General features: G+C 71.4%; 21 protein-coding genes. 16 read left to right on the top strand and 5 right to left on the bottom strand.

The features are described from left to right. Window positions 1-52: 52 nt before the first annotated feature. Window positions 53-592: a DUF4262 domain-containing protein gene (locus AB0G15_RS18705; protein ID WP_362696227.1), complete on the bottom strand. Its 540-nt coding sequence runs from the start codon at window positions 590-592 to the stop codon at window positions 53-55. 175 nt (window positions 593-767) lie between these two features. On the opposite strand from AB0G15_RS18705, the gene AB0G15_RS18700 reads away from it, so the two are divergent. From AB0G15_RS18700 to AB0G15_RS18665, 8 genes are all read left to right on the top strand, one after another. Next, window positions 768-1,550, top strand: coding sequence for an IclR family transcriptional regulator (locus AB0G15_RS18700; RefSeq protein ID WP_362841036.1), 783 nt, complete (start codon window positions 768-770; stop codon window positions 1,548-1,550). Between the two features lie 99 nt (window positions 1,551-1,649). Continuing rightward, complete coding sequence (locus AB0G15_RS18695; protein ID WP_362841033.1) at window positions 1,650-3,065, top strand: aldehyde dehydrogenase family protein; 1,416 nt, start codon at window positions 1,650-1,652, stop codon at window positions 3,063-3,065. After that, window positions 3,062-4,765, top strand: coding sequence for an ATP-binding cassette domain-containing protein (locus AB0G15_RS18690; protein WP_362841030.1), 1,704 nt, complete (start codon window positions 3,062-3,064; stop codon window positions 4,763-4,765). Before AB0G15_RS18695 ends, AB0G15_RS18690 begins: the two co-directional genes overlap by 4 nt. 93 nt (window positions 4,766-4,858) lie before the next feature. Beyond that, the gene (locus AB0G15_RS18685) at window positions 4,859-5,914 is read left to right on the top strand and encodes an ABC transporter permease (RefSeq protein WP_362841028.1); all 1,056 of its coding nucleotides are present in this window, start codon (window positions 4,859-4,861) and stop codon (window positions 5,912-5,914) included. Window positions 5,915-5,951: 37 nt separating this feature from the next. Next, window positions 5,952-6,938, top strand: coding sequence for a substrate-binding domain-containing protein (locus tag AB0G15_RS18680; RefSeq protein WP_362841025.1), 987 nt, complete (start codon window positions 5,952-5,954; stop codon window positions 6,936-6,938). A gap of 184 nt (window positions 6,939-7,122) precedes the next feature. Next, a complete protein-coding gene (locus AB0G15_RS18675) occupies window positions 7,123-9,120 on the top strand; it encodes a discoidin domain-containing protein (protein ID WP_362841024.1) in 1,998 nt (665 codons plus the stop codon). A 397-nt stretch (window positions 9,121-9,517) separates the two neighbouring features. Continuing rightward, window positions 9,518-10,324 (top strand): SDR family oxidoreductase, encoded by an 807-nt coding sequence (locus AB0G15_RS18670; protein WP_362841023.1) that lies wholly within the window; start codon window positions 9,518-9,520, stop codon window positions 10,322-10,324. Between the two features lie 380 nt (window positions 10,325-10,704). Then, entirely contained in the window at window positions 10,705-10,932 is a 228-nt protein-coding gene (locus AB0G15_RS18665; RefSeq protein WP_362841020.1) for a hypothetical protein, read from the top strand. A gap of 30 nt (window positions 10,933-10,962) precedes the next feature. Here the strand turns inward: AB0G15_RS18665 and AB0G15_RS18660 are convergent, their stop codons facing one another. Then, entirely contained in the window at window positions 10,963-12,498 is a 1,536-nt protein-coding gene (locus AB0G15_RS18660; RefSeq protein ID WP_362841017.1) for a glycosyltransferase family 39 protein, read from the bottom strand. Window positions 12,499-12,822: 324 nt separating this feature from the next. Here AB0G15_RS18660 and AB0G15_RS18655 point away from each other — a divergent pair, with 324 nt between their 5' ends. Then, a complete protein-coding gene (locus tag AB0G15_RS18655) occupies window positions 12,823-13,338 on the top strand; it encodes an FBP domain-containing protein (protein ID WP_362841014.1) in 516 nt (171 codons plus the stop codon). A 1-nt stretch (window position 13,339) separates the two neighbouring features. On the opposite strand, the gene AB0G15_RS18650 is transcribed toward AB0G15_RS18655, so the two are convergent. Together AB0G15_RS18650 and AB0G15_RS18645 are read right to left on the bottom strand one after the other, a co-directional pair. Next, window positions 13,340-13,753 (bottom strand): SRPBCC family protein, encoded by a 414-nt coding sequence (locus tag AB0G15_RS18650; protein ID WP_362841011.1) that lies wholly within the window; start codon window positions 13,751-13,753, stop codon window positions 13,340-13,342. 94 nt (window positions 13,754-13,847) lie between these two features. Then, on the bottom strand, window positions 13,848-14,450 hold the full coding sequence (locus AB0G15_RS18645; RefSeq protein WP_362841009.1) for a MarR family transcriptional regulator: 603 nt from the start codon (window positions 14,448-14,450) through the stop codon (window positions 13,848-13,850). A 271-nt stretch (window positions 14,451-14,721) separates the two neighbouring features. Here AB0G15_RS18645 and AB0G15_RS18640 point away from each other — a divergent pair, with 271 nt between their 5' ends. The 7 genes from AB0G15_RS18640 to AB0G15_RS18610 all read left to right on the top strand — a co-directional run bounded on the left by AB0G15_RS18640 (window position 14,722) and on the right by AB0G15_RS18610 (window position 22,270). Further along, on the top strand, window positions 14,722-16,095 hold the full coding sequence (locus tag AB0G15_RS18640; protein ID WP_362841007.1) for an alpha/beta fold hydrolase: 1,374 nt from the start codon (window positions 14,722-14,724) through the stop codon (window positions 16,093-16,095). A 233-nt stretch (window positions 16,096-16,328) separates the two neighbouring features. Then, entirely contained in the window at window positions 16,329-16,850 is a 522-nt protein-coding gene (locus tag AB0G15_RS18635; RefSeq protein ID WP_362696255.1) for an RNA polymerase sigma factor, read from the top strand. Continuing rightward, complete coding sequence (locus tag AB0G15_RS18630; protein WP_362841004.1) at window positions 16,847-18,052, top strand: CU044_5270 family protein; 1,206 nt, start codon at window positions 16,847-16,849, stop codon at window positions 18,050-18,052. Before AB0G15_RS18635 ends, AB0G15_RS18630 begins: the two co-directional genes overlap by 4 nt. Window positions 18,053-18,164: 112 nt before the next feature. After that, window positions 18,165-18,797, top strand: coding sequence for an AAA family ATPase (locus tag AB0G15_RS18625; protein ID WP_362841001.1), 633 nt, complete (start codon window positions 18,165-18,167; stop codon window positions 18,795-18,797). A gap of 267 nt (window positions 18,798-19,064) precedes the next feature. Then, the gene (locus tag AB0G15_RS18620; protein WP_362840999.1) at window positions 19,065-19,910 is read left to right on the top strand and encodes a class I SAM-dependent methyltransferase; all 846 of its coding nucleotides are present in this window, start codon (window positions 19,065-19,067) and stop codon (window positions 19,908-19,910) included. 143 nt (window positions 19,911-20,053) lie between these two features. After that, window positions 20,054-20,740 carry a helix-turn-helix domain-containing protein gene (locus AB0G15_RS18615; RefSeq protein WP_362840996.1) on the top strand — a complete coding sequence of 229 codons (687 nt, stop codon included), beginning with the start codon at window positions 20,054-20,056 and terminating at the stop codon, window positions 20,738-20,740. 69 nt (window positions 20,741-20,809) lie between these two features. Continuing rightward, complete coding sequence (locus tag AB0G15_RS18610; RefSeq protein WP_362840993.1) at window positions 20,810-22,270, top strand: serine/threonine-protein kinase; 1,461 nt, start codon at window positions 20,810-20,812, stop codon at window positions 22,268-22,270. Between the two features lie 120 nt (window positions 22,271-22,390). Here the strand turns inward: AB0G15_RS18610 and AB0G15_RS18605 are convergent, their stop codons facing one another. After that, window positions 22,391-23,119, bottom strand: coding sequence for a hypothetical protein (locus AB0G15_RS18605; RefSeq protein ID WP_362840990.1), 729 nt, complete (start codon window positions 23,117-23,119; stop codon window positions 22,391-22,393). Window positions 23,120-23,326 lie beyond the last annotated feature (207 nt).

Raw genomic sequence — 23,326 nt, 5'->3', positions numbered from 1 at the left:
CCGGTGGTATGCGGCCATCCCGGCCGGGCCTCCGGCTCCTGGCCCGGGTTCGTCAGGGGAGTTTGGTCCAGGGGCCCGGGGCGTGGTCGTCCTTCGGGATCCACAGCGCGGGCTGGAGCTCGCGGAGTGGCGGGGCACAGCCGTCGTTCCAGGGGAAGCGGCCCGCGGCGTCCGGCCAGACGATCTCCATGAAGGGCAGCGGGGGCCGCTGGTAGAAGTGCAGTGCCGTGCCGAACAGCGACCGGTACCAGCTCGTGTCCACCGCTCTCGCGACGACCGGATAGTTCCTGATCACGTCGTCCCGCTCCCGGGCCTCGACCAGGTGACGCCCGGCGGCGATCTCGTCGGCCAGGGTGTCGAGGCAGTTACCCATCACGTCCACGCGGAGACCGAACATGGCCACCTCGGGGGAGCGGAGCGTGTGCCACAGCCCGACGGTGAACGCCCAGCCCGGCCCGTCCTCGTCCTCCGGGACCATCACGACCGCCCACCCGCGCTCCCGGACACTCCGCATCGTTTCGAGGCCGGCCTCGTCGAGTTCCACCTCCTGCTCGACGCACAGCAGGCAGTGGCACGCGCTCTGGTGGGACATATGCCTGATCGTAGTGCTTTGTGGTCGTTCATGCCCACAAGTCCGAACGCGTCTGCCCCGCTCCGGCCTCACCTCATGCGGGGGCTATTTGTGCGCGAGGGTTGACAGTGGTTATCACCGATGTAACTATCGCAAAAATCTTACAAATATCTGAAAATAGATTCGAGTAACTCGAATGAAGAGCGGTAGGAAATCATCAAGCGTCGACAAGGCATTTGAGCTCATCAGTGCCGTGTCCGGAAGCGGTCAATCCGGAATGACCCTGGGCGAACTCGCGGCGCATACCGGCGTCGCCGTCAGCACCGCCCACCGCTACGCCATCTCGCTGCTGGAACTGGGCGTTCTGGAGCGGGACGCCACCGGCGCCTTCCGGCTCGGTGTCACCCTCATCACCCTCGCCGGGCGCTACCTGGAGGAGGACGGACTCCGCGCCGCGGCCCAGCCGTACCTGGCCGAGCTGGTGGAGATCAGCGGGGAGACCGTTCACCTCGGGGTCCCGGTCGGCCACCACATCGTCTACGTCGACAAGGTGGAGAGCGCCAAGTCGGTGCGCCTGGTCTCCCGGATCGGCAGCCGCGTACCGCTGCACTGCACCGCGATGGGCAAGGCGGTCCTCGCCTTCCTGGACGAGCCGCGCCGCGCCGAGATCCTGGCCGTGCGGGCGGAGCCCCGCACGCCCAGGAGCCTCACCGGCGAAGCGCTGCTCGCCGAGCTCGACAGCGTGCGCGACCAGGGCTTCGCGATCGACGACGAGGAGAACGAGGAGGGGGTGCGCTGCATCGGCCTGCCGATCATGAACGCCTCCGGCCGCCCGGTGGGTGCGTTCAGCGTGTCGGCGCCGGCCGGACGGTTCAGCGTCGGCGACTGCCACCGCCTGGCACCGGTCGCGCTCGGGATGGCCGCGGACATCGGCCGTCGCATCGGCTACGCCGCCCCCAGGACCCGCAAACCCGCCTGATCCCGCCCCTTCTCGGGATCCACAGCTCGTAACGCATCCCGCCCCCTCTCAGGATCCGCAGCTCGTAACGCAAGGCTCGCATGGAAGGAAGTGCAACGAATGTCCGCTCTCACCTCGCCGGACGCCTCCGTCATCACCGTCCGCAACCCCGGCACCGGCGAGCAGCTCGGGGAGGTGGAGGCGGCGAGCGCGGAGCGGGTGGCCGAGGTCGTCGAGGCCGCCCAGGAGGGCCAGCGGGCGATGGCGGCGATGCCCGCCCACGAGCGCGCGGACCTCCTGCGCCGGGTGGCCGGCCTGATCGAGGCCGAGCGGGACGATCTCGCCGCGCTGCTCGCCGCCGAGAACGGCAAGCCCGTGCAGCAGACCCGGGGCGAGGTCGACGCCGCGATCCGGATCTTCCGCGGGTACGCGGGGGAGGCCACCAGGCTCTTCGGCCGCCAGATCCCGCTCGACGCCGTTCCCGGCCTGGAGCGGCACCTCGCGGTGACGATGCGCGAGCCCCTCGGCGTCGTCGCGGCGCTGGTCCCGTTCAACTACCCGGTCGAGCTGTACGCGCACAAGGCCGCGGCGGCCCTCGCCGCGGGCAACGCCGTCGTCGTCCAGCCACCCGCCCGCTGCCCGCTGGCCCTGGTCAGGGTGGCCGAGCTCGTCGAGCGGGCCGGTGCGCCCGCCCACGCCCACCGGCTGGTCGCCGGAGGCGTGCAGGTGTCCCAGGCGCTGGCGCAGCTCCCCGGGATCGCGGCGGTGAGCCTCACCGGCAGCACCGCGGCGGGCCGCGAGATCGCCCGCCTCGGGGCCGCGACCCTGAAGAAGGTATTCCTGGAACTCGGCGGGAACGACGCGCTCATCGTCTGCGACGACGCCGACGCCGAGGAGGCCGCCCGGGCCGTCGTCCTCGGCCGCCTGGCCAGGGGGAACGGGCAGATCTGCTGCGCGGTCAAGCGCGTCTACGTCCAGGACGGCATCCACGACGCCTTCGTCGAGTCGCTGCTCGGCCAGACGGCCAAGCTCTCCGTCGGCGACCAGCTGCTCGAGGAGACCGACGTCGGCCCCCTCATCGCCGAGGAGGCCGCCGAGCGGGTCGAGGCCGCCGTCGGCAGGCTCGTCGGGGAGGGGGCCGGGCTCGCCGCCGGGGGCGGCAGGCGCGGCGCGTTCGTCGACCCGGTCGTGCTGGTCGACGTGCCCGCCACCAGCCCCACCTTCGCCGAGGAGATCTTCGGCCCGGTGGCGCCCGTCGCCCGCTTCACCGACCCCCTCGACGCGGTGCGGATGGCCAACGAGTCCCCGTACGGCCTGCACGCCGCGGTCTTCACCCGGGACGTCTCGCGGGCGTTCGCCATCGCGCGGCGCCTCGACGTCGGCGGGGTCGTCATCAACGGCTCGACCGCGCTGCGCGCCGAGAACCTGCCGTTCGGCGGTACCAAGGACACCGGCGGCTACCGCGAGGGCCTGCACGAGACCGTCCTCGACTTCACCCGGCAGAAGACGGTCGTCGTCATGGAGGCGTTCGGATGAGCCTGGAGCTCCGGGGCGTCCGCAAGGACTACGGCGGCGTCGAGGTGCTGCACGGGGTGGACCTCGTAGGCCATCCCGGCGAGGTCCTCGCCGTGGTCGGCGCGAACGGAGCCGGCAAGTCGACCCTGATCAGGATCCTCGCCGGCGCCCAGCCCATGAGCGCGGGCGAGATGTGGATGGACGGCGAGCGGGTCGAGCTGCGCTCGCCGCACGACGCGCACGCCCGGGGCATCCGCACGGTCTACCAGGAGCTGACCCTGGTACCCCAGCTGTCGGTCACCGAGAACCTGCTGATGGGGCACTTCCCCAGGAGGCGCGGCGGGCTCATCGACTGGGCGGCGGCGCACGCCCGCGCCGGGGAGCTGCTGGAGGGCATCGGCTTCGGCGCGATCGACCCGCGTACCGTCGCGGGCCGCCTGACGGTGGCCAGGCAGCAGATGGTGGAGATCGCCAAGGCGCTGGTGGACGAGCCGCGCGTGCTGGTGCTCGACGAGCCCTCCGCGGTGCTGGCCGGAAGCGACCTCGAGTCGCTGTTCGCGCTGATCAGGCGGTTGCAGGAGCGCGGGGTGCTGGTCGTCTACGTCTCCCACCGGCTCGCGGAGGTCCTGGAGCTCGCCACCTCGATCGTGGTGATCAAGGATGGCAGGATCGTCGAGACGACCGAACCCGCCCGCACGGGCGAGAACGAGCTGATCCGCCTCATGGCGGGCCGCCGCCTCGAACAGATCTATCCCGACCGGCGCGCGGACCCCGGCGAGGTACGGCTCAGCGTCTCCGGGCTCACCCGCGGGGGCGAGTTCGAGGACGTCTCGTTCTCCGTGCGCTCGGGGGAGATCGTCGGGCTGTTCGGCCTGGTCGGCTCCGGCCGCAGCGAGCTGGCCCGGTGCGTCTTCGGCGCCGAGCCCGCGTCCGCGGGCCAGGTGCGCGTCGTCCGGTCCGGTGCCGGATCCGTGGAGCGGACGCGTGCCCGGTCCGGTGCCGGATCCGTAGAACGGACGCGTGCCCGGTCGGGCGCCGGGTTCCCGTCCGCGGACGAGGCGGGTGCCCGGTCCGGCGTGGAACCGGTGGGTGCCCGGTCCGTTGTGGAACCGGCGGGTGTCCGGTCCGGGGCCGAGCCCGCGTCCACCGACCGGGCACGCGGCCGGTCCGGGGCCGTCGGCTTCCGTACGCCGGCCGAGGCCATCGCGGCCGGGCTCGCGCTCGTCACCGAGGACCGCAAGCGCACCGGCCTGGTGCTCGGCATGAGCGTGCTCGACAACATCGCGCTCACGACCCTGCACTCGGCCACCCGGGGCCCGCTGATCGACACGGGCCTCAGGCGCAGGAACGTCGCCGGCATGATCGACCGGCTGGGCATCCAGCCCCCGGGGTGCGCCTCGATGCCGGTGGTCAACCTCAGCGGCGGCAACCAGCAGAAGGCCGTGCTCGCCAAGTGGCTGCTGGCCGAACCGCGCGTGCTCATCCTCGACGAGCCGACCCGCGGCGTGGACATGGCGGCCAGGGTCGACATCTACCGCATGATCGACGACCTCGCCCGGCAGGGCCTCGCCGTCCTGCTCATCTCCTCGGACCTGACGGAGGTGCTCGGCGCCACCGACAGGGTGCTCGTGATGAACCAGGGGCGCATCACCGGCGACCTGCGTTCGGACCGGACCACGGAGGACGAGATCCTCGCCCACTCGATCGGGCGGACAGCATGACCCGCCCACCCCGGAGGACAGCATGACCCGGCCAGCCCGGAGTGACCACATGACCCGGCCCGCCCGGAGGCCCGCCAGGCCCGGGGGGATCGCGTGACCGGGCAGCCGGCGGGGCCCGCGTCCACCGACGCGGCCCCGACCACCCCGAGTCCCGAGGCCTCCTCCGGCCCGGTGCCCGCCGGCCCGGCGGCCTCGGTCCCCGGAAGGTTCCCCCGGCTGGTCCTGGCGGGCCGGGACCTCACCGCGCAGGTCGCGTTCGTCACGCTCATCGTGGCGCTCGTCGCGGTGGCGGCGCTCACCTCCGACACCTTCCTCACCTCGCCCAACCTCACCAACCTGCTCAAGCAGATGGTCACCACCGGCCTGCTGGCGTACGGCATGCTCGTGGTGATCCTCACCGGTGGCATCGACCTGTCGGTCGGGTCGGTGGTGGCCTTCTCCGGCATCATCACCGCCGGCCTCGTCTCCGACCTCCCCATCCCGATGGCGACGGTCGTGGGCGTTGCCTGCGGGATCGGGTTCGGGCTGGTCAACGGCGTGCTGGTCGCCCGGTTCGGGCTGGCGCCCTTCGTGGTGACCCTCGCGGCGCTGACCACCATCAGGGGTCTGGCGTTCGTCTACTCCGAGGTGCCGATCACCCCCGAGGACCCGGCGTTCCTCACTCTCGGCTCGGCGATGCTCGGCCCCGTCCCGCTGAGCACCGTGATCATGCTGGCGGTGTTCCTCGCGGGCGGCCTGTTCCTGACCCGCTTCCCGGCCGGCCGCTCCATCGTCGCGATCGGCGGCAACGCCGAGGCCGTCCGGCTCGCGGGCATCAACGTGCGCGGGCACGTGATCCTCGCCTACACGATCAGCGGCGCGTGCGCCGGCCTCGCGGGCGTCATCCTGGCCAGCCGGGTGGGCATCGCCCAGCCGAGCGTCGGGGTGGCCTTCGAACTCGACGCGATCGCCGCGTGCGTGATCGGCGGGGCGAGCCTGGCGGGCGGGCGCGGGTCCGTGAAGGCCACCTTCGGCGGCGTCCTGGTCCTCGTACTGATCAACAACCTTCTCAACCTGTACGGCGTGCAGAGCTTCTGGCAACAGGTGCTCAAGGGACTGATCATCATCGCCGTCATCCTCGTCCAGCGCGCCAACCAGGTGCGCACCTGACGTACCCGCTCCACGACACCCCCCGAGGTATACCGAAATGAACGCCAGAAAACTCAGCGGCCTGCTGGCCGCCGGCCTTCTCGCTCTCAGCCTTGCCTCCTGCTCGTCCAGCGAGGGCGGGCCCTCCACCGCCGCCTCCGCCTCCGGCGACGGCTCCTACACGATCGGCGTCGCCAACTTCATGCTGAGCGGCCCCTACTTCAGCGGCATGGACAAGGCGATCGCCGCCCAGGCCAAGAAGAAGGGCAAGATCGAGATCATCAGCACCGACGCCAACGGCGACGCGGCGAAGCTCGCCTCCAACGTCGAGGACCTGCTGAGCAAGAACGTCGACGCCATCATCATCTCCGGCGGACCGCTGGAGTCGGCGCCCGCGGCGCTCAACGCGGCCAAGACGGCGAACAAGCCCGTGGTCCTGGTGGACCGCAAGTTCCGGACCGGCGAGTACACCAGCTGGATCGGCCCGGACAACAAGGCGATCGGCGTGCAGAACGGCCAGTTCCTCGCCGAGAAGCTGCCCAAGGGCGGCAAGGTCGCGATCATCAAGGGTGGTCCCGCCGACAACAGCATCGGCCTGGCCCGTACCGAGGGCGTGAAGTCGGTGCTCGCGAGCACCGCGGGCATCACGCTCGTCGAGGCACCCGACTTCGGCAACTGGGGATCCGACGGCGGCCTGACGGTGATGGAGGGCCTGCTGGCGACCAACCCCGACCTCGTCGCGGTGTTCTGCGAGAACGACGCGATGTGCCTGGGCGCGCAGCGTGCCATCGCGGACGCGGGCAAGGCCGAGCAGATCGTCATCGCGGGCGTGGACGGCCAGGCCGAGGCGCTCAAGGCGATCCTCGACGGGACCAACTACCTGGTGACCGGCCTGAACGACGCGGACATCATCGGTGCCATGGGCCTGGACCGGGCGGTCGAGATCCTGGGCGGGGCCAAGGTCGAGAAGGACACCGTGGTGCCCTCCCCGAGGGTCACCAAGGAGAACGCGGCCGAGTACCTCGACCCGAAGGGCGGCTTCTGACGCGCGGCCGTCCGGGGGGACGGCTCGTGGAGTACGGCCGGTTGTGAACGGCACCCGGGTGGCGGTCGGCGACGCCACCCGTGGTCGCCCGGTATCGGGAACGGAGGTGCGCACACCCGCGAGGGCGCGGGTCGCGTTCAGGCACGAGCAACGCCTTACTCGTCGAGTGAAGGGCACGTAACCCATGCGAAGAAACGTCAGAGGGGCCGCACGCAAGGCGGCCCTCGCCGCGGTCACCACGACCGTCATGGCCATCACCTCGTTCGGGGTCGGCACCCCCGCGACGGGCGACGCCGCGGCGCCGGCCGGGGCCCGTACTCCCGGTCCGAGCGCCCTGAGCGCCCCGAGTGCGTCCGGTGCGCAGGGCAAGCCGGCCACGCCGAGCGCGCAGGCCAAGGCGGGCGCGGAGAGCAAGGCGGGTGCGGAGAGCAAGGCGGGTGCGGAGAGCAGGGCGGGTGCGGCGAAGAGTGCCGCCGCCTGGACCTTGCTGCACTCGGAGAACTTCTCGGCCCCCATCAACACGGGCAACGCGCCGTGGGTCAGGGAGAACTACACCACCCCGTTCGACACGATCATGGACGACTCCGGCCAGTGGTACCGCAACGACTACGGGCCGGCCTGGACCACCGCGTTCAACTCCTTCGCCACCTACCGCAAGGAGTTCCCGGTCGGCCAGGGCGGCTGGCTGACGGCTTCGCTCTCCGCCCGCGACTGGAACAAGGACGGCGTCATCGAGTCGCCGCCGTCGATCACCACCGCGACGGTGGGCGGCGCGCCCGCGGCGGTGCTCAACGTGCCCGACCACACCGGCGGGGCGATCTTCCGGCCCACCGACAAGCTGCCCGACCAGTACCGCGTCGAGTACAAGCTCAAGACCATCGACTTCGGCGGCAAGCGGAACGGCTCGATCGAGTACGACGGCAAGGTCAACGGCTACAGCACCCAGGGATGCAAGACGCAGCACCCCTGGGGCGAGGGGTCCAGGAGCCCGGGCTGGAGCGGTAACGCCGCCGCGCCCTACTGCGAGTGGCAGGACGTGCGGTCCGGGCCGTACGGCTACAACGGCTTCCACTTCATGTCGATCGTGGACTTCGCCAACCCCGCCCCGCGGAACAACCACTTCTGGCACTACCGCCGCAAGGTGCTGATGGACTCCTTCTCCCAGCACCCCGACCGGGTCGGCAGCGGCACCGGCGGGCGGGTCTGCAACTCCACCACCAACCAGTACTACAACTACCGCGACGGCAACTTCAACACGGTCAACATGTGGATCAGCGGCCTGCCCAACTGGACGCCGGGGCCGGGCGGCCTCGCGGGCAACTCCCAGTGGTTCATGACGAGCTGCTCCGGCGGCGTGGCCGAGCAGCAGCTGTCGTCGGCGGCCGAGCTCCAGCCCGAGCTGATGCCCAACCAGTCATACACCTTCGCCATCGAGCGCGACGCCACCGGCTACGTGCTCGAGGCCAGCGGCAACTTCGCCCGGGTCGGGCAGAAGACGATCCGCTTCCACCGCCCCTTCGTCGTCGGCAACGCGCCGATCTGGCACTACAACGTCAAGCCCGGCGAGTACGACGGCCGCTACAACGCCACCCTCGTCCAGAACGACGTGAACGGCAGCGCGTCCTGGCCGAACCAGTGGCCGGCCGGCTCCCAGTATCCCGACTACTTCGTGATCGGCGACCTCTACACCAACGTCTACGAGGGCAGCGCGAGCCTGACGGACATCCGCCTCTACGTCCCCGAGACGACGCAGCCGGTCACCAACCTCGCGCTGAACAAGCCGGCCACCGCGAGCAACCAGTGCGCGGCCGACGAGGCCCCCGCCAAGGCCGTGAACGGCAGCTGGACGGCCGGCACCTCCGACAAGTGGTGCGCGCTGGGCACCGGAAAGTGGCTCCAGGTCGACCTGCAGTCGAACACGCAGGTGGGGCGATTCGTGGTGCGCCACTCCGGCGCGGGCGGTGAGAAGACGGCCTGGAACACCCGCGACTTCGACATCCAGGTCAGTACCAACGGCACCACCTGGACGAACGTCGTGAGCGCCCGGGGCAACACCGCCAACGTCACCACCCACACCGTCACACCCGTCAGTGCCCGGTACGTCCGGCTCAACGTCCTCACCCCGACCAGCGACAGCGATACCGCGGCCCGCATCTTCGAGCTGGAGGCCTATGCGAGCTGACGAGGCCCCGCCCGGCCGACGAGTCCCCGTCCGGTGGGCGTCCCGCCGGCCGGGCGCCTGACCCGGCCGAGGCTCGTTCGGCCGGCGTCTCGCCCAGCCGGCGTCCGGTCATGTCCGGCGTGAATCACCGGTGCGTGTCCGGCGTGAATCACCGGTGCGTGTCCGGTGTGAATCGCCGGTGCGTGTCCGGTGTGGATCGCCGGTGGATATCCGTGGTGGATCGCCGGTGCGTGTCCGGTGTGAATCACTGGTGCATATCCGGTGTGGATCGCCGGTCCGAATCCAGCGTGAATTGCCGGTCCGAATGCTGCCAGCCCGGGATCGCGTGCCCGCCATAGCTTTGCTCGTGTGAAGGGCCCCTCCCGCCGTACGGGGCCCCACGACGAAAGGGCATTCCATGGACCTGCAGCTTTCCGGCCGTGTCGCGGTCGTCACCGGCGCCTCCAAGGGCATCGGCCTGGCCGTCACCCGCACCCTGCTCGACGAGGGGGCCCGCGTCGTCGCCGCCTCACGCAAGAGCTCCCCGGAGCTGGAGGCGCTCGACGGTGCGGACCTTCTCCACGTACCGGACGACCTGACCGACCCCGAGGCTCCGGGCCGGATCGTGGCCCGGGCCGTGGAGGTGTTCGGCGGGCTGGACATCCTGGTGAACAACGCCGGTGGTCCGCCGCCCGGTGTGGCCCTGCCGCGCTTCTCGTTCCTCGCCCCCACCGACGACGACTGGCGGGCGATGTTCGAGTTCAACCTGTTCTCGGTCGTACGGGCCGTCCGTGCCGCCGTTCCGGTGATGCTCCAGCGGGGCGGAGGCTCGATCGTCAACGTGTCCTCGGGCAGCGCCCGGCTGCCGGCTCCCATGAACGTCGACTACAACGCGGCCAAGGCGGGCCTGAACAATCTCACCAAGGCGCTGTCGGAGGAGTTCGCGCCGCAGGGCATCCGGGTGAACACCGTGTCGCCGGGGCCCGTGCGGACGGCATGGTGGACCGAGGAGGGCGGCGCGGCCGACATCATCGCCGCGCAGGCGGGAACCGACCGCGACACCGTGCTGAACGGTGTCGCGGCGGAGATGATGAAGCTGACCACCGGCCGCCTCGTCGAGCCGCAGGAGGTCGCCGACGTGATCGCCCTGCTCGTCTCGCCGCGCTCGGCGAGCACCACCGGCGCCGACTTCGCCGTCGACGCCGGTTTCCTCAAGGAGATCTGAGGTCGCTTCCCTCAAGGAGATCCGAGGGCGCCTTCCGCGGAGAGATCCGAGGCCGCTTTCCGTAAGGAGATCCGAGGCCGCGCAGGCCCGTGGTCGCCGGCCCCTCCGCAGACCGGGTCCTGGTCCTCTGGCCTCCTGGCTCCAGAAGACCAGAAGACCAGGGCCCCAGGTGCCTGCCTGTCCGCACCGGATGTCCCGTTCAATCGGATGATCGTGGCGTTCGCCGTATGCGTCTCGCCGTTCTGTCGTAGGGAAATGCGAGACTTGCGAAACCGCGCCACGCGTTCCCGCGACGCCGGGTTTCCGCGATGTGGTGTCCCCGTGCCGGGGGTTTCCCGTGGCGCGGGACGGCCGGCTCACCCGTTCCGCAAGGAGGCAGCATGACGACCCGCGACCAGAGCGGCCAGGGAGACGCCCTCATCGACATCCCCACCAACATCGGACGTCCCGCGCGCGGGGCCCTGGCCGCGGCCGGTTACACGACGCTCGCCCAGGTGGCCGCCACGAGCGAGCGGGACCTCCTGCGGCTGCACGGCATGGGCCCCAAGGCCATCGGCCTCCTGCGCGAGGCGCTCGCCGAACGCGGCCTCGCCTTCGCCGAACGTTAGGCCCGCGCGTTTCTCGCGGGTGGCTGGGCGTCAGCTGTGGTGCCGCATCTCGGGCCAGAGCAGCTGCCACGGGCGCGACGGATCGCGGCAGACGAGGATGGGCAGGTGCTGCTCCTCGTTGGACAGGCCGACGCCGTTGTCGATCCTGCCGCGTTCCTCACAGGTGGTGAACGCCCGGGAGTAGCCACCGGGGGAGTCGGTCACGACCACGGCGATCCGGGCGGACGGCGACGGCGGGCCGCGCCAGTAGAGCTCGTTGTGCCCGCTGTGGACCTCGGGCAGGCCGTACTCCCCGCCGTAGCGGTCCAGCGCCCCGGCCTCGCCGTAGTTGTCGGTGAGGAGTACGGTCCGCGCGCGCTCCTGAGGCGTCAGCCCGCCGACCACCCCCGCGACCCGCGCGGCGAACTCCGGCCAGCCGATCGACTCGCGCGCCACCTCGTTGATCCCTGCGACCGGGGTGCCCTCCAGGGCCGAGGGAGGGATCACCGGCAGCGCGATGACGACGGAGAGGACCGCGTTGACCGCCAGGGCGCCGACGACCAGCGCGTGCCGTCCCGCACCCGGCATCCACCGGCTGACCGGGCCGCACCCCGCGGCGAAGAGCAGCACGAGCAGACCCGCCACGTAGTCGGGACGCCCGCCGGAGTAGAGCGTCAGCGCGCAGGCCGTCGGGTAGGCCAGGGCGAGGCAGCGCAGGCGGGGTTCCCGCCACAGCCGTACGGCGCCGACCACCTGGACGACCGCCTGGGGCGGGCCGAGCAGCAGGAGCTGCAGCGGTACGAAGGCGAGGCGGTTGTCGGCGCCCTCGTCGGCCTCCAGCGCCCCGGCCATCACCAGCTGTGGCCAGCCGTGGGTCGCCTGGTAGACCAGGTTGGGCGCGGCGATCACGAGGGCCAGCAGCGCGCCGAGCCAGAGCCTGCGGTCCCGCAGCACCTCGCGCGGCCCCGCCGCCAGCACTCCCACGCCCACGCTGACCAGGAGCAGCGCGATCAGCTGCCGGTTGTACGTCGCCACCCCCGCGACGGCGCCCAGCGCGAGCCACCAGCGGCCGTCGCCCCGCAGCGCCCGTACGGCGAACAGCGCCGCCGCGACCCAGAGCGGCAGGTCGACCCCGAGAGTCAGCAGGGAATGGCCGCCGATCAGGAGCAGGGTCGTGGTGGCGATTCCCGCCGCGGCGACGATCTGCGCCCTCCGGTCGCCGCCGAGTTCCCGGGCCAGGAGGGCGACCAGGACGACGACGAGCGACGCGATCAGGGCGGGAACGACGCGCAGGGCGACCACGGTGTCGCCGAACACGGCGATCGAGGTCCGCGCGATCAGCGGGGTCAGCGGCGGGGTGTCGAAGTACCCCAGGGCGGGCTGCTCACCCAGCATCCGGAAGTACAGCTCGTCCCGGTGATAGCCGTAGCGCGGGCTCGCGACCAGCAGCACGGCGAGCGTGGCCAGCGCGACCGCGCCGACGGGCCACCGGGCGAAGGTGGCGGCCCGGACGGTCGTGCCGATGGTGTGCGGGGCGGAGGGGGAGGGCGTGTCAGGGGTGTGCGACGCGGAGGAGGACTCGGACACTCGTTCATCATCGGCTCTCGACGCCGGTGACGCGAGGGGTGATCCCGATCCGCTCGCCATCCGGCGACGGGCGCTCGCGCGGCCTCCGAGCGTTGGGGGAAAAATCCCTCGACGTCCTTGATGTCGTACTGAGACACTGGCCGCTGCCGGATGCCCGGGAGTACCTCGGCCTGGCCGAGACCCGTCCCGGCCCGGACCTGACCGGGCTGTGACCTGGCCTAACCTGGTCTGACCGCTCGCCGGTCGGCGGAGGCGCCGATCGCGGGGGCCGGCGCCGGGGTTCCGGCGGCCTTTTCCACTGATTGTCATGACAGTAGGTGAACCATGAACCCGGTCGGCGAGCGAGAGATACGCGAGTCCTTCGTCAACTGCTCGAAGGGGGAGGCGCGCAGGCTCAACCTGCCCAGGAACCTTTCCGAGCTCCCCTGGGCCGACCTCGACTTCCTGGGCTGGCGCGATCCCGGCGCCCCCGACCGGGGTTACCTGGTCCTCGAGCGGCAGGGCGAGCTCGTCGGCGTCACCCTGCGCGTCGCGCAGGATGTCCGCAGGAGCTTCACCAAGAGCACCGTCTGCTCGATCTGCCTGACCCCCCACTCCGGCAGCGGGGTCGCCCTGTTCGTCGCGCCCAGGGTCGGCGCCGCGGGCCGCCAGGGCAACACGGTCGGCACCTACGTCTGCGCCGACCTGGCCTGCTCCCTCTACGTGCGCGGCACGAAGCGGGCGGAGTCCGGCGTGCGGTTCGAGGAGACGCTCACCACGGAGGAACGGATCGCCCGGACCGCTTTCAATCTGGAGGACTTCCTGGACAAGGTCTTCGACGGCGACCTGCGCTCGGCGTGACCTAATCGGCGACGGCTTCCTCCAGAGTCCGTTTCATGTCCGCCGCCCCCCGCTCGACGCGCTCGCGGATCTCCGCCGCGAGCGTGTCCGGCAGCACGTCGGTCACCCAGACGAGCCGGCTGCGGCCGGATTCTTCGGGCAGGACCTGGAACGAGGCGTGGTGGTGCGTGAGGGCCGGTTGCGCCCCTTCGACCACCGCGTAGGCCAGTCGGCGAGTCGTGTCGTCGACGTCGACGATCAGCTCGCGGATGACCTTCCCGTTGGGAAGGACGAGAATTCTGACGTCACCCTCGATGCGGGTGCCGGCGACGCGGTCTGGCAGGAGGCGCCGGTGCACCGCGCCCACGTCGCGTATCGCCCCCCACACCTGCTCGGTGTCGGCATTGATCACGACTTCTGTGCGGATGGAAGCCATTTTCTGATCTCCTCTATGGGTGATTTCCCGGTCGGCGGATTTCTTCGCGCGGCCCCGGGCTCGCGGCCGGGCGTCGTCTGTGTCGTCGGTCCGGTTACGGCCGAGTGTCGTCCGTGCCGCCGGCCCTGTCGTCCATGCCGTCGGCCCGGCTCAGGTGCAGGGAGAGCCTGTGCTGGTTTTCTGCGAGGCGTAGGCACAGGTGCCGCAGCTGGGTCAGCTCGTCGGGCGTGAAGCCGCGGAAGATCGCCGCCATGGCGGCCTGTGTCGGCCGGCGGAAGGATTCGATCCACGCCTGTCCCGCGGGGGTGATCCGGGCCAGGACGGAACGCCGGTCGCGATGATCGGGGGTCCGCCGCACCAGCCCGTCACGTTCGAGGGTGTCGATCAGCCCGGTGACGTTGCGGGAGCTCACTCCGGCCGACTGGGCCAGGTCGCCGATGCTGAACCCGTCGTCGGCGGAGGCGCTCAGCCGCATCAGGATGTCGAACGCCCCCGAGCTCAGCCCGCGCCCCTGAACTCCGTGGGCGCGGATGCGCTCGACGGCGTGGAAGGCGGTGCGGACGGCGGTCGCGGCTTCGAGGGCGAGGGTGTCGTCTCCGGCGGCGAACCGGGCCATGGCCGCCCTTGCCCCGGCGTCGAAGAGAGAGCCGCCGGGATCGCGGGCGAACTCCACCGATGATTTATGTACGTCCTTCATAATAAAAATTAATATTAATACTTGCTTCGCTAAGTTGTCGACACGGAGATCCCGCGCCAGGGGACGAGGGCGCGACAAGGGCCGACTCCGGACCCCGGAGAAGCCTGTCCGTCCCTGTACAGGTCCTGGACCCCGGAGCCACCATGGCCTCGGACGGTCGCGCGGCGGTCGTGATCGTTGCGGGATGACATCCCCCGGTCTGATCCGCCGTCTCCGGAATCAGACCGGGCTCCGATGCGGCCGGGGTGGCCGTTCGGAGATCGTGGCCTCCATGCTGACGTCAATCGCCGTCGCCCTGACCCTCCTGGGCTCGGGCGTGCAGGCACCACAGACCGATTCCCTCGACTGGAGCACCTGCCCGGGTGACAAGATCGGGATGGAGTGCGCCGACCTGCGGGTCCCCGTCAACTGGCAGCAGGCCGGCGGGCGCGAGATCACCCTGAAGCTGGGCCGCCTGAAGGCCACCGGCACCTCCGAGGGCTCCGTCCTGATCGCCTACGGCGGCCCGGGCGCGCCGGGGATAGCCATCACCCGGTCCGGGAACCGGTGGGCCGAGCTCCGCGAGCGCATGGACATCGTCACCTGGGACACCCGGGGCTACGGCGAGCAGATCGGCGGCCTGAGCACCGGCCTGCCGTGTACCTGGACGCGCATCCCGCTGCCCGAGTTCCCCGAGGACGACGCCGACTTCGGGCGGCTCTCCGACACCAACCGCGGCTACGCCGAGGCCTGCCGCAACAGGGATCCCGAGTTCTTCGCCAACATGAGCTCGGCCGACCAGGCCAGGGACATGGAGGCGATCAGGAAGGCCCTCGGCGGTGCCAGGCTCAACTTCTACGGTGCCTCCTACGCCGGGTTCTACGGGCAGGCGTACGCCAGGCTCTTTCCCGGCCAGGTGCGCACGATGGTGCTCGACGGCACGTGGAACCACAGCACCGCCGACTGGGCCGGTGAGCTGGAGGCGATGGCCAGGAGCAACGAGGAGGCCATCGGCCGCTTCTTCGCCTGGTGCGCCGCCGGGAAGTGCCGCGACGTACCCGCGAAGTGGCGCAAGCTGGTCGCCGGGGCCGACCGCACGCCGGTCCCCGCCAGGAAGGCCGGCATCGCGTACGACGGACGCGACCTGCAGGCCTTCGCGGTGAGTTCCGCCAGGAGGGGCGCCGAGGCGTGGCCGAAGCTGGCACGGGACATCCGCGCGGCCGCCGGCGGTGACGCCTCCGGCTTCGTGCCCGAGCGCGGCGCCCGCTATCCCGACCAGTCGACCGGCGTCACCGAGTGCGTCGACTGGCCCCGTCCCGCCGGCCGCGCCGAACTGGAGGCGACGATCGCCCGGCTGCGCAAGGTCGCGCCCAACGCGGGCACCGCGAGCACGATGGCGACCGCGACCCTCGGCTGCGTCGGCTGGCCGGTAGGGGTGACCAACCCGCCCGCCCCGCTGCCGAAGGGGCTGCCGCCCATGCTCGGCGCGGGCGCCTGGGGCGAGTCCGACGCCGTGCAGCGGGTGCTCGGGCAGGTGCCGGGCAGCGTCGTCGTCCGGCACGAGGGGCCCGGCCACACGCTCCAGGCTTCCAACCCCTGCGCCCGCGCCCACATCGACCGCTACCTCACCGACCGCGTGCTGCCCGAGCCCGGGACGAGGTGCTGACACGCGATCGGGCGGGACGTGAGGACCGCGAGCTCGTGATCACCGGGCGGGGAGGGGCTGGTCGCGGGGCCTTCCTCGCCCGCGGTCACCGGGCGGGAGACCGATCTCGGACGGGGATGATTCCTGATTTGTAGTGGTTCGTACCATTTTTTGAAGAAGGCAGGTAACAAACGAGGAGCCCCGGCCATTTCCCGGTGTCAGAACAACACATCCGGTACGAAGGGGGCGGGGCGGTGACGGACGACTCGCAGCGGTTCACCAGCATGTACGACGAGTGCCGGCAACGTGTCTGGGCCTACGTGGTCAGCCGCGCGGGACGGCAGGTGGCGGACGAGGTGGTGAGCGAGACGTTCGCGATCGCCTGGCGGAGGCTGGAGGAGGTGCCGGAGCCGGCCCTGCCGTGGCTCCTCGGGGTGGCCCGCAACGTGCTGCGCGACAACATCCGGGCGGAGGTCCGGCGCGACGCGCTCAGCGCCGAGTTGCGGGCCTGGACCGAGGACGACGTCGCCGAGCAGGTCGCGGAACGGCTCAGCGTGCTCAAGGCGCTGACGGGCCTGTCGGAGGACGACCGGGAACTCCTGATCCTGACCGCCTGGCAGGGGCTCTCCCCGCGCGACGCGGCGCGGGTCGTCGGCTGCTCTCCGACCGCCTTCCGGGTACGGCTCCACCGCGCGCGCAAGCGGCTCAAGCAGGAGATGGACACCGCCGCGTACCCCGGACCCCGGATGAGGAACCTCAGCGAGGAGTGGTCATGAACCCCATCGATCAGCTGCGGGCCGCGCGCCCCGAGCACCTGGGGGACACCCCGGTCGATTCGCGTACCAGGGCCGCCGAGCTCTCCCGCGCCATGGCACAGCCCCGGCAAGCGCCTGCCAGGCGCAGGGTCGTCCGCCCGGGATGGGGCCTCGGCCTCGCCGGAGCCGCCGCGGCCGTGACCGCGGTCGCCGTCACGATCTCCGCGACCGGCGGCACGGTCCCGGACGCGCCCTTCGCCCAGGCCGGCCCGGGCCGGACGGCCTCCAGCCCGGCGTCCTCCGGTCCGGCGTCCTCCAGCCCGACGGCCTCCGCCCCGCGGGTCGAGCTCTCCAGCCGATCCATCCTGCTCGCCGCCGCCCACGGGGCGGCCCGCCAGCCGGAGACGACCGGTGCCTACTGGTACACCGCGTCGGTGACCCGGATGCTGTCCGAGGCGGCGGACGGGGGCTACACCGTCGTCGAGCGGACGCGGAACGAGGGCTGGACCCCGTCGGCGACCGGCGGGGACCAGTGGAGCCGGACGCGGTCACTCGGGGCGCGGCCCGCGAGCCCGGACGACGAGGCGGCCTGGCGGCGGGCCGGTTCCCCGACCGAGATCGAGGTCAAGGCCCCCGGCAAGAGGGGCGGTTACGTCCTGTCGACCGAGCCGGGAGAGGCGGAGGACAGCCACACCCCGCTCGTCGACGGGGACAAGGTGTTCTGGCTGGGCCGCAACGTCACCATGAAGGACCTGCGCGGCCTGCCCGACGATCCCGCCGAGCTCAAGGCCTGGCTGCTGCGCTCGTACGGGGGGACCGGCACCGAGTCGGACGATCCGATGTCGTCGGACGCCTGGCTGTTCGCCGTCTCGGTCGGGCTGATCACCGACATGCCGGTCACCTCGCAGGTGCGCGGCGCCGCCTTCCGGATGCTCGCCGACCTCAAGACCATCAAGGTCTCCCGCGGCGTCACCGACGCGGAGGGCCGCACCGGCAGCGCGGTCGCCATCGAGGGACCGGCCAGGGCGAAGGCGGACGCCAAGGGCGCCGACGGAGTCCTGCTGGACCGTCTGATCTTCGACGAGGCGACCGGCAGGGCGCTGGCCAGGGAGAACGTCGTCATGCGGCCGGGCGGACTGCAGGCCGGATTCGAACCGGGCACCGTGTGGCACTCCCAGACCGTCCTCGAGGCCGGCTGGACCGACGAGAAGCCCGCGTCCTGAATCCCCGGGCCCACGTGCTGAATCCCCGACCCGCCGTACTTCCGGGGCGTACGGCGGGCCGGGGACATGCCGATCCGCCCGCGATCCGCACCCGCCCCCGTAGGCTCGGAGCATGCTCCTGTGGATCAACGGCCCCTTCGGCGGCGGCAAGACGCAGACCGCGCACGAGCTGCGGCGGCGGCTCCCGGGAAGCGTCATCTGCGATCCCGAACACGTCGGCTTCGGCCTGCACCGGATGACGCCGCCGCTCCTGCGCGGGGACTTCCAGGACCTTCCGGCCTGGCGGCAGGGGGCGTACGAGGTGCTGGACCTGGCCCTCACCAAGCACGACGGCCCGGTGATCGCACCGATGACGGTCGTGGAGCCCGCGTACTTCCGCGAGATCGTCGGCCGGTTGCGGGAACGCGGCCACGACGTCAGGCACTTCGCGCTGCTGGCCGGCCGGGAGACGGTTCTGCGCCGCCTGCGCGAGCGCGGCTTCGGGCACGTCATGCAGTACGTGGCCGGTAAGAGCGCGTCCCTGCGCAGGGAGAGCTTCGCCGTGTCCAGGCTCGACCTGTGCCTGGAGCGGCTGCGCGAGGCGGAGTTCGCCGAGCACGTGTGGACCGACCGCCTCACGATCCCGCAGGTCGCCGACCACGTCGCCGCCTCGTCCGGGCTGGAGCTCGTCCCGAACACGGACGGCGCGCTGCGAGGGCGCCTGCGCCGTGCGTGGACGGGTGTGAGACACATCCGGTTCGACTGAGCGAGAGGGCGACGCCGGTCCCCGTGTCCCCGTGTCCCCGTGTTTCCCGCGTCCCCGTGACCCCGTGACCGACGTCCGCCACCCGACCGCGTGTGCCCCTCCCGCTCCGGCCCGCCCGGGTGACGATTGACATGTACGATTCCACGCCCTCATTATGAACAAGCATTCATGAACGACTGTTCATATCGGGGATGTAGCGGCCGCACCGAGTGCGGGACCGGTGAGAAGCCGTCCGGGACGCCCCGAGAGACCCACGGGAGGAACTCGATGCTCTCCACCGTCAACACCGAGCAGGCGAAAGCGTGGAACGGCTACGAGGGGAACCACTGGGCCGACCACCAGGCCCGGTACGACGCCGTGAACAGCGGGTTCAACGACCACCTGCTCGCGGCGGCCGCCATCGGCGACCGGGACCGCGTGCTCGACGTCGGATGCGGCAACGGGCAGGTGACGCGGCTGGCCGCCGGGCGGGCGCGGCTCGGAGGGGCCACCGGGATCGACCTGTCGGCGCCGATGCTGCGGCGGGCGCGTGCCAGTGCGGACGACGAGGGGGTCGCCAACGTGACCTTCGAGGAGGGCGACGCCCAGACCCACCCCTTCCCCACCTCGGGTTTCGACGTGGCGGTGAGCCGGTTCGGGATCATGTTCTTCGCCGATCCGGTCGCCGCGTTCGCCAACATCGGCCGCGCGCTGCGCCCGGGCGGGCGCCTGGCCATCCTGTCCCTGCGAAGAATGGCCGACAACGACCTGGGCACCGTCTTCGCGGCGATGGCCGAGCACCTGCCGTCGCGCCCCGCCCCGACCGGACCCGGTGCTCCCGGCCCGGAGTCGCTGGCCGACCCGGCCCGTGTCCGCGAGGTGCTCACCGGCGCGGGCTTCGAGAAGGTGACCTCCACACCGGTCGACGCGCCCCAGGTGTGGGGCAGGGACGCCGCCGACGCGGCCGGTTTCCTCGGAGCATGGGGCCCCGTCCGCTTCGTTCTCGACCAGGTCGACAGGGACACCGCGACCCGAGCCCTTGACGCGCTCACGGTGGCGTTGCGGCCCTACGAGGAGCCCGACGCCGTACGGCTGCGCGGCGCCGCCTGGCTGACCACCGCCACCCGCCCCTGACCGCCACCCGCCCCTGACCGTCACCGGCCGCTGACCGTCACTGTCACCGTCCCTGACCGGAACCTCTCCGGACCGGAACCTCTCCTGACCGCCACCCGCTTCCGGTGATCATTTGCTCCCGGCGGTCACTACGATGCGATGTGATGTCCCCGAGAAAAGCAGCGGCCCTGCGTGACGGCGAGGGCGATCAGAGCCTGCGCGAGCACCTGATCGCCGCCGCCGAACGCCTCATGGCCCAGCGCGGTACCGCCGGGCTCACCGTACGCGACATCGCCCGCGAGGCCAGGGTCGCCGACGGTGTGCTGTACAACCACTTCACGGGCAAGGAGGAGCTGCTCGCGCTCGCCCTGCACGCCCACGTCCAGACCGTCGAACGCGGGCTGGGCGAGCGACCCACCAGGGCCGGAAGCGGCACCGTCGAGGACAACCTGCGCGCCTACATCACCCAGGGGCTGGCGCTGCACGTCGCGATCCTGCCCTCCTTCGCGGGCCTGCTCGGCCGGCCGGAGGTCCTCATCCGGTTCGCGAACCTGCCCAACCCGGTGGCGGGCGGCCGCGGACTGCGCGCGGACCTGGCCACGTACCTGCGCGCCGAGCGCGATCTCGGCCGCCTGGCCCCGGACGCCAATCCCGAGGCCGCCGCCGCCATGATCATCGGCGCCTGCCACGAGCTGGTCCTGCCCCACCTGCTCGGCGGTGGCGCGGCGACCGCCCTGGAGGTGCCCCCCGGCTTCGTCGAGGACCTGCTCACCACCGTCCTGAACGGCATCGGCCCGGCCGCAGGCCCCGGAACCGTCGCAGGAGCAGGGACATCGGCTTCCCCGACGTGAAGCCGATGAGCATTCAAGGGACGCACTCTGATGAGTCCGGCCGGGAACGGCAAGGAGGGCAGGAGACCGATGGACACCGAGGGATGGGCGGTCAGTGTTCCCCGCGGATACCGCGTCGGTGACTGGCAGGTCGGCAGGCCCATCTCCACGGGGAGCTGGGCGAGCGTCTACCTGGGAGTACGCGACGGGGAGGGCGCGACACGCGCGGCGTTGAAGTTCCTGCCCACGGGCACGGTCACCCGGCGGCAGCTGGGACACCTCAAGGACATGACGCAGCGCGAGATACGCCTGCACAGCAGGCTGCGGCACGCTCGCCTGATCCGATTACACGAAACGCTCGTCATCGACGACGCGGGAAATCCCGAACTCGACGGCGCGTGCGTCCTGGTGATGGACCTGGCGGAACGGTCACTGGCCGACCTGATCCGGGGAGGGGCCCCCGCTCCCGGCGCGCCGAGGCTGATCGCCGAGATCTGCGAGGGAGTAGCGCACATGCACGCCGAGGGGTGGGTGCACGGAGACCTCAAGCCCAACAACGTGCTCGTGATGGCCGACGGCTCGGTGCGTCTCGCCGACTTCGGCCTGGCCACCGAGATCGACGGGACCCACGGCTACCTTCCCCCGATGGGGTCGGTGGACCACGTGCCTCCGGAGCGCTGGGGCGAGCCCCTGAGCGAACGCGGACACGCCGTGTGGGCCTCGGCCGATGTGTGGGCGCTCGGCGTGACGGCCTGCCAGCTGCTCACCGGCCACCTTCCCTTCAACGCCCCGACCGCCCGCGCGCGCTATGTGGCCGCCGTCGAGTACGCCGCGGGCGAGCGACCCCTGACGCTTCCGGTCTCGCTGCCCGAGGGCTGGCGCTCCTGGGTGACCGACTGCCTGACACCCGACCCGAGGCTCCGGCCCAGCGCGGCCCGCCAGCTCTACCGGGCACGGGTGCTGGCCGGGACGACCGAGGCCCCGCTGCGGCGAACGGGCACACGGCTCGCGGGGGCGATGGCCGCGGCCCTTCTGATGATGGCCGGCGTCTCAGGGGCCGCGATGGTCGACTCGTCGGTGGCCGATCCGTTCGGGCGCTGGTTGCGCTCCGATTCCGACATCCCCCAGGAGTACCGCGCCCTGATCGTCGAGGCCGGCACGATGTGCGGCGAGCCGGGCCTGAGCCCGGCACTGGTCGCCGGCATCCTGAAGGCGGAGAGCAACTTCGACGCGGGGCTGTACGACGTGGCCAAGAACGAGTACGGCCTCGCGCGCTGGACGCCGTCGGTGCTGCAGTACTACCTGCCCGCCGACCGCCGCGGCGTCATCCCCACCCCGCCCTTCTCCCCCCAGGACACCATCCCCGCCGTCGGCCGCTATCTGTGCACACGGCTGCCCCTGATGGCCGGGGTGCCCGGAGATCCCGGCCTGCTGGGAGCCGCGGCGTTCCGCTCCTCCGACGACGTGGTCCGCGAGGAGAACGGGGTGCCCGAACGTATCCGGCCGTTCGTCGAACGGGTGCGGAAGCACCGGGCCGAGTACCAGCCGTGATCGCATACGCGTCCGGGTCGCACGTCAGACACGGTCACGTGCGCGTCCGGGTCGCACGTCAGACACGGTCACGTGCGCGTCCGGCCCGGCACGCGCGACCGGGCCGGACGCCGGACGCGATCACGTGTTCAGCCATTTCAGGTGTTCCTCCCGCACCAGGTCGAAGCGCAGCGCGACCGAGACCAGCGCGGCGCGCTGCCAGTCGGCCTTGCGCGAACCGGACGACGGCTTGACGCGCAGTTTCGTCCGCGCGAGATAGTCGATGTGGAAGTTGACCGCGGTCCGGGTCAGTCCCGCGCAGCCGGGGACCTCGTGCAACCGCTCCAGCACCTCCGGCACCGTCGGGATGACCGCGGACGTGCAGTCGCGAAGGCGCGGCTCGCAGAGCGCGATCAGCACGAGGAAGTATTTCGCCGTCTCGTCCAGGGGAAAGCCGGAGATCGTCGGCTCACCGGCCATCGCGGCCTCGGGCGCGTCGGGGTCGATGAAGCTGTGCTGTGAGGCGAAGACCAGAAAGGAACAGGCGCCACCCGCCACCGGGAGCGCCACCCGGGCGAACTCGAACGGTATGGGCGCGGCCGCCCGGCGCGGAGCCACCTTGAGGAACTCCCCGCCCCCCTCGGGATTCTCCACGACAAGGGTGGAGTCATGGCTGAGATTGGTGAGCAGCCAGTAATCCTCTACGGCCCGTATGATCCCGGCCCGCCGGGATATCCCCGGGTGGTCGAGAGGGAAGTCGACCGGGGCGTCCGCCGTCCCGCGCCCAAAGGTGATCTCGCGGCCCGGAGAGAGCTCGATGACGGCCTGTTCGGCGTCGGAGACCTCGGTCTGCAAGAGGATCGTCCGCATCCACCCACCCTCGCAGCGTTCCGGAACCTCGGGCGTTGACGAGCCACAGCTTACGTTGATCAACGCCGCTGTCAGAACCGCCAGGACCGGCGTTGGCGGCGATCACCTTCGTGGCCACCCGGAAAGGCACCGAGGGCGCCCAGGTAGGGCTGGTGTCCATCGCGGGAATACATGCGCAGGCATGTTGTTATGGTGTCCAGAAACAAC

Origin of the sequence: Streptosporangium sp. NPDC023825 (genome assembly GCF_040639575.1) — a bacterium.
Classification (GTDB): Bacteria; Actinomycetota; Actinomycetes; order Streptosporangiales; family Streptosporangiaceae; genus Streptosporangium.
The sequence above is the reverse complement of the archived record's forward strand: the minus strand, read 5'-3'. Positions and strand labels throughout refer to the sequence as shown.

Excerpts from the sequence above, each read along its gene's own strand:
- AB0G15_RS18690 (WP_362841030.1), top strand. The coding sequence starts at position 3,062 with ATGAGCCTGGAGCTCCGGGGCGTCCGCAAGGACTACGGCGGCGTCGAG.
- AB0G15_RS18640 (WP_362841007.1), top strand. The coding sequence starts at position 14,722 with ATGCTGACGTCAATCGCCGTCGCCCTGACCCTCCTGGGCTCGGGCGTG.
- AB0G15_RS18655 (WP_362841014.1), top strand. The coding sequence starts at position 12,823 with ATGAACCCGGTCGGCGAGCGAGAGATACGCGAGTCCTTCGTCAACTGC.
- AB0G15_RS18650 (WP_362841011.1), bottom strand. The coding sequence starts at position 13,753 with ATGGCTTCCATCCGCACAGAAGTCGTGATCAATGCCGACACCGAGCAG.
- AB0G15_RS18610 (WP_362840993.1), top strand. The coding sequence starts at position 20,810 with ATGGACACCGAGGGATGGGCGGTCAGTGTTCCCCGCGGATACCGCGTC.
- AB0G15_RS18700 (WP_362841036.1), top strand. The coding sequence starts at position 768 with ATGAAGAGCGGTAGGAAATCATCAAGCGTCGACAAGGCATTTGAGCTC.
- AB0G15_RS18705 (WP_362696227.1), bottom strand. The coding sequence starts at position 592 with ATGTCCCACCAGAGCGCGTGCCACTGCCTGCTGTGCGTCGAGCAGGAG.
- AB0G15_RS18675 (WP_362841024.1), top strand. The coding sequence starts at position 7,123 with ATGCGAAGAAACGTCAGAGGGGCCGCACGCAAGGCGGCCCTCGCCGCG.
- AB0G15_RS18605 (WP_362840990.1), bottom strand. The coding sequence starts at position 23,119 with ATGCGGACGATCCTCTTGCAGACCGAGGTCTCCGACGCCGAACAGGCC.
- AB0G15_RS18620 (WP_362840999.1), top strand. The coding sequence starts at position 19,065 with ATGCTCTCCACCGTCAACACCGAGCAGGCGAAAGCGTGGAACGGCTAC.
- AB0G15_RS18665 (WP_362841020.1), top strand. The coding sequence starts at position 10,705 with ATGACGACCCGCGACCAGAGCGGCCAGGGAGACGCCCTCATCGACATC.
- AB0G15_RS18615 (WP_362840996.1), top strand. The coding sequence starts at position 20,054 with ATGTCCCCGAGAAAAGCAGCGGCCCTGCGTGACGGCGAGGGCGATCAG.
- AB0G15_RS18670 (WP_362841023.1), top strand. The coding sequence starts at position 9,518 with ATGGACCTGCAGCTTTCCGGCCGTGTCGCGGTCGTCACCGGCGCCTCC.
- AB0G15_RS18680 (WP_362841025.1), top strand. The coding sequence starts at position 5,952 with ATGAACGCCAGAAAACTCAGCGGCCTGCTGGCCGCCGGCCTTCTCGCT.
- AB0G15_RS18645 (WP_362841009.1), bottom strand. The coding sequence starts at position 14,450 with ATGAAGGACGTACATAAATCATCGGTGGAGTTCGCCCGCGATCCCGGC.
- AB0G15_RS18625 (WP_362841001.1), top strand. The coding sequence starts at position 18,165 with ATGCTCCTGTGGATCAACGGCCCCTTCGGCGGCGGCAAGACGCAGACC.
- AB0G15_RS18630 (WP_362841004.1), top strand. The coding sequence starts at position 16,847 with ATGAACCCCATCGATCAGCTGCGGGCCGCGCGCCCCGAGCACCTGGGG.
- AB0G15_RS18695 (WP_362841033.1), top strand. The coding sequence starts at position 1,650 with ATGTCCGCTCTCACCTCGCCGGACGCCTCCGTCATCACCGTCCGCAAC.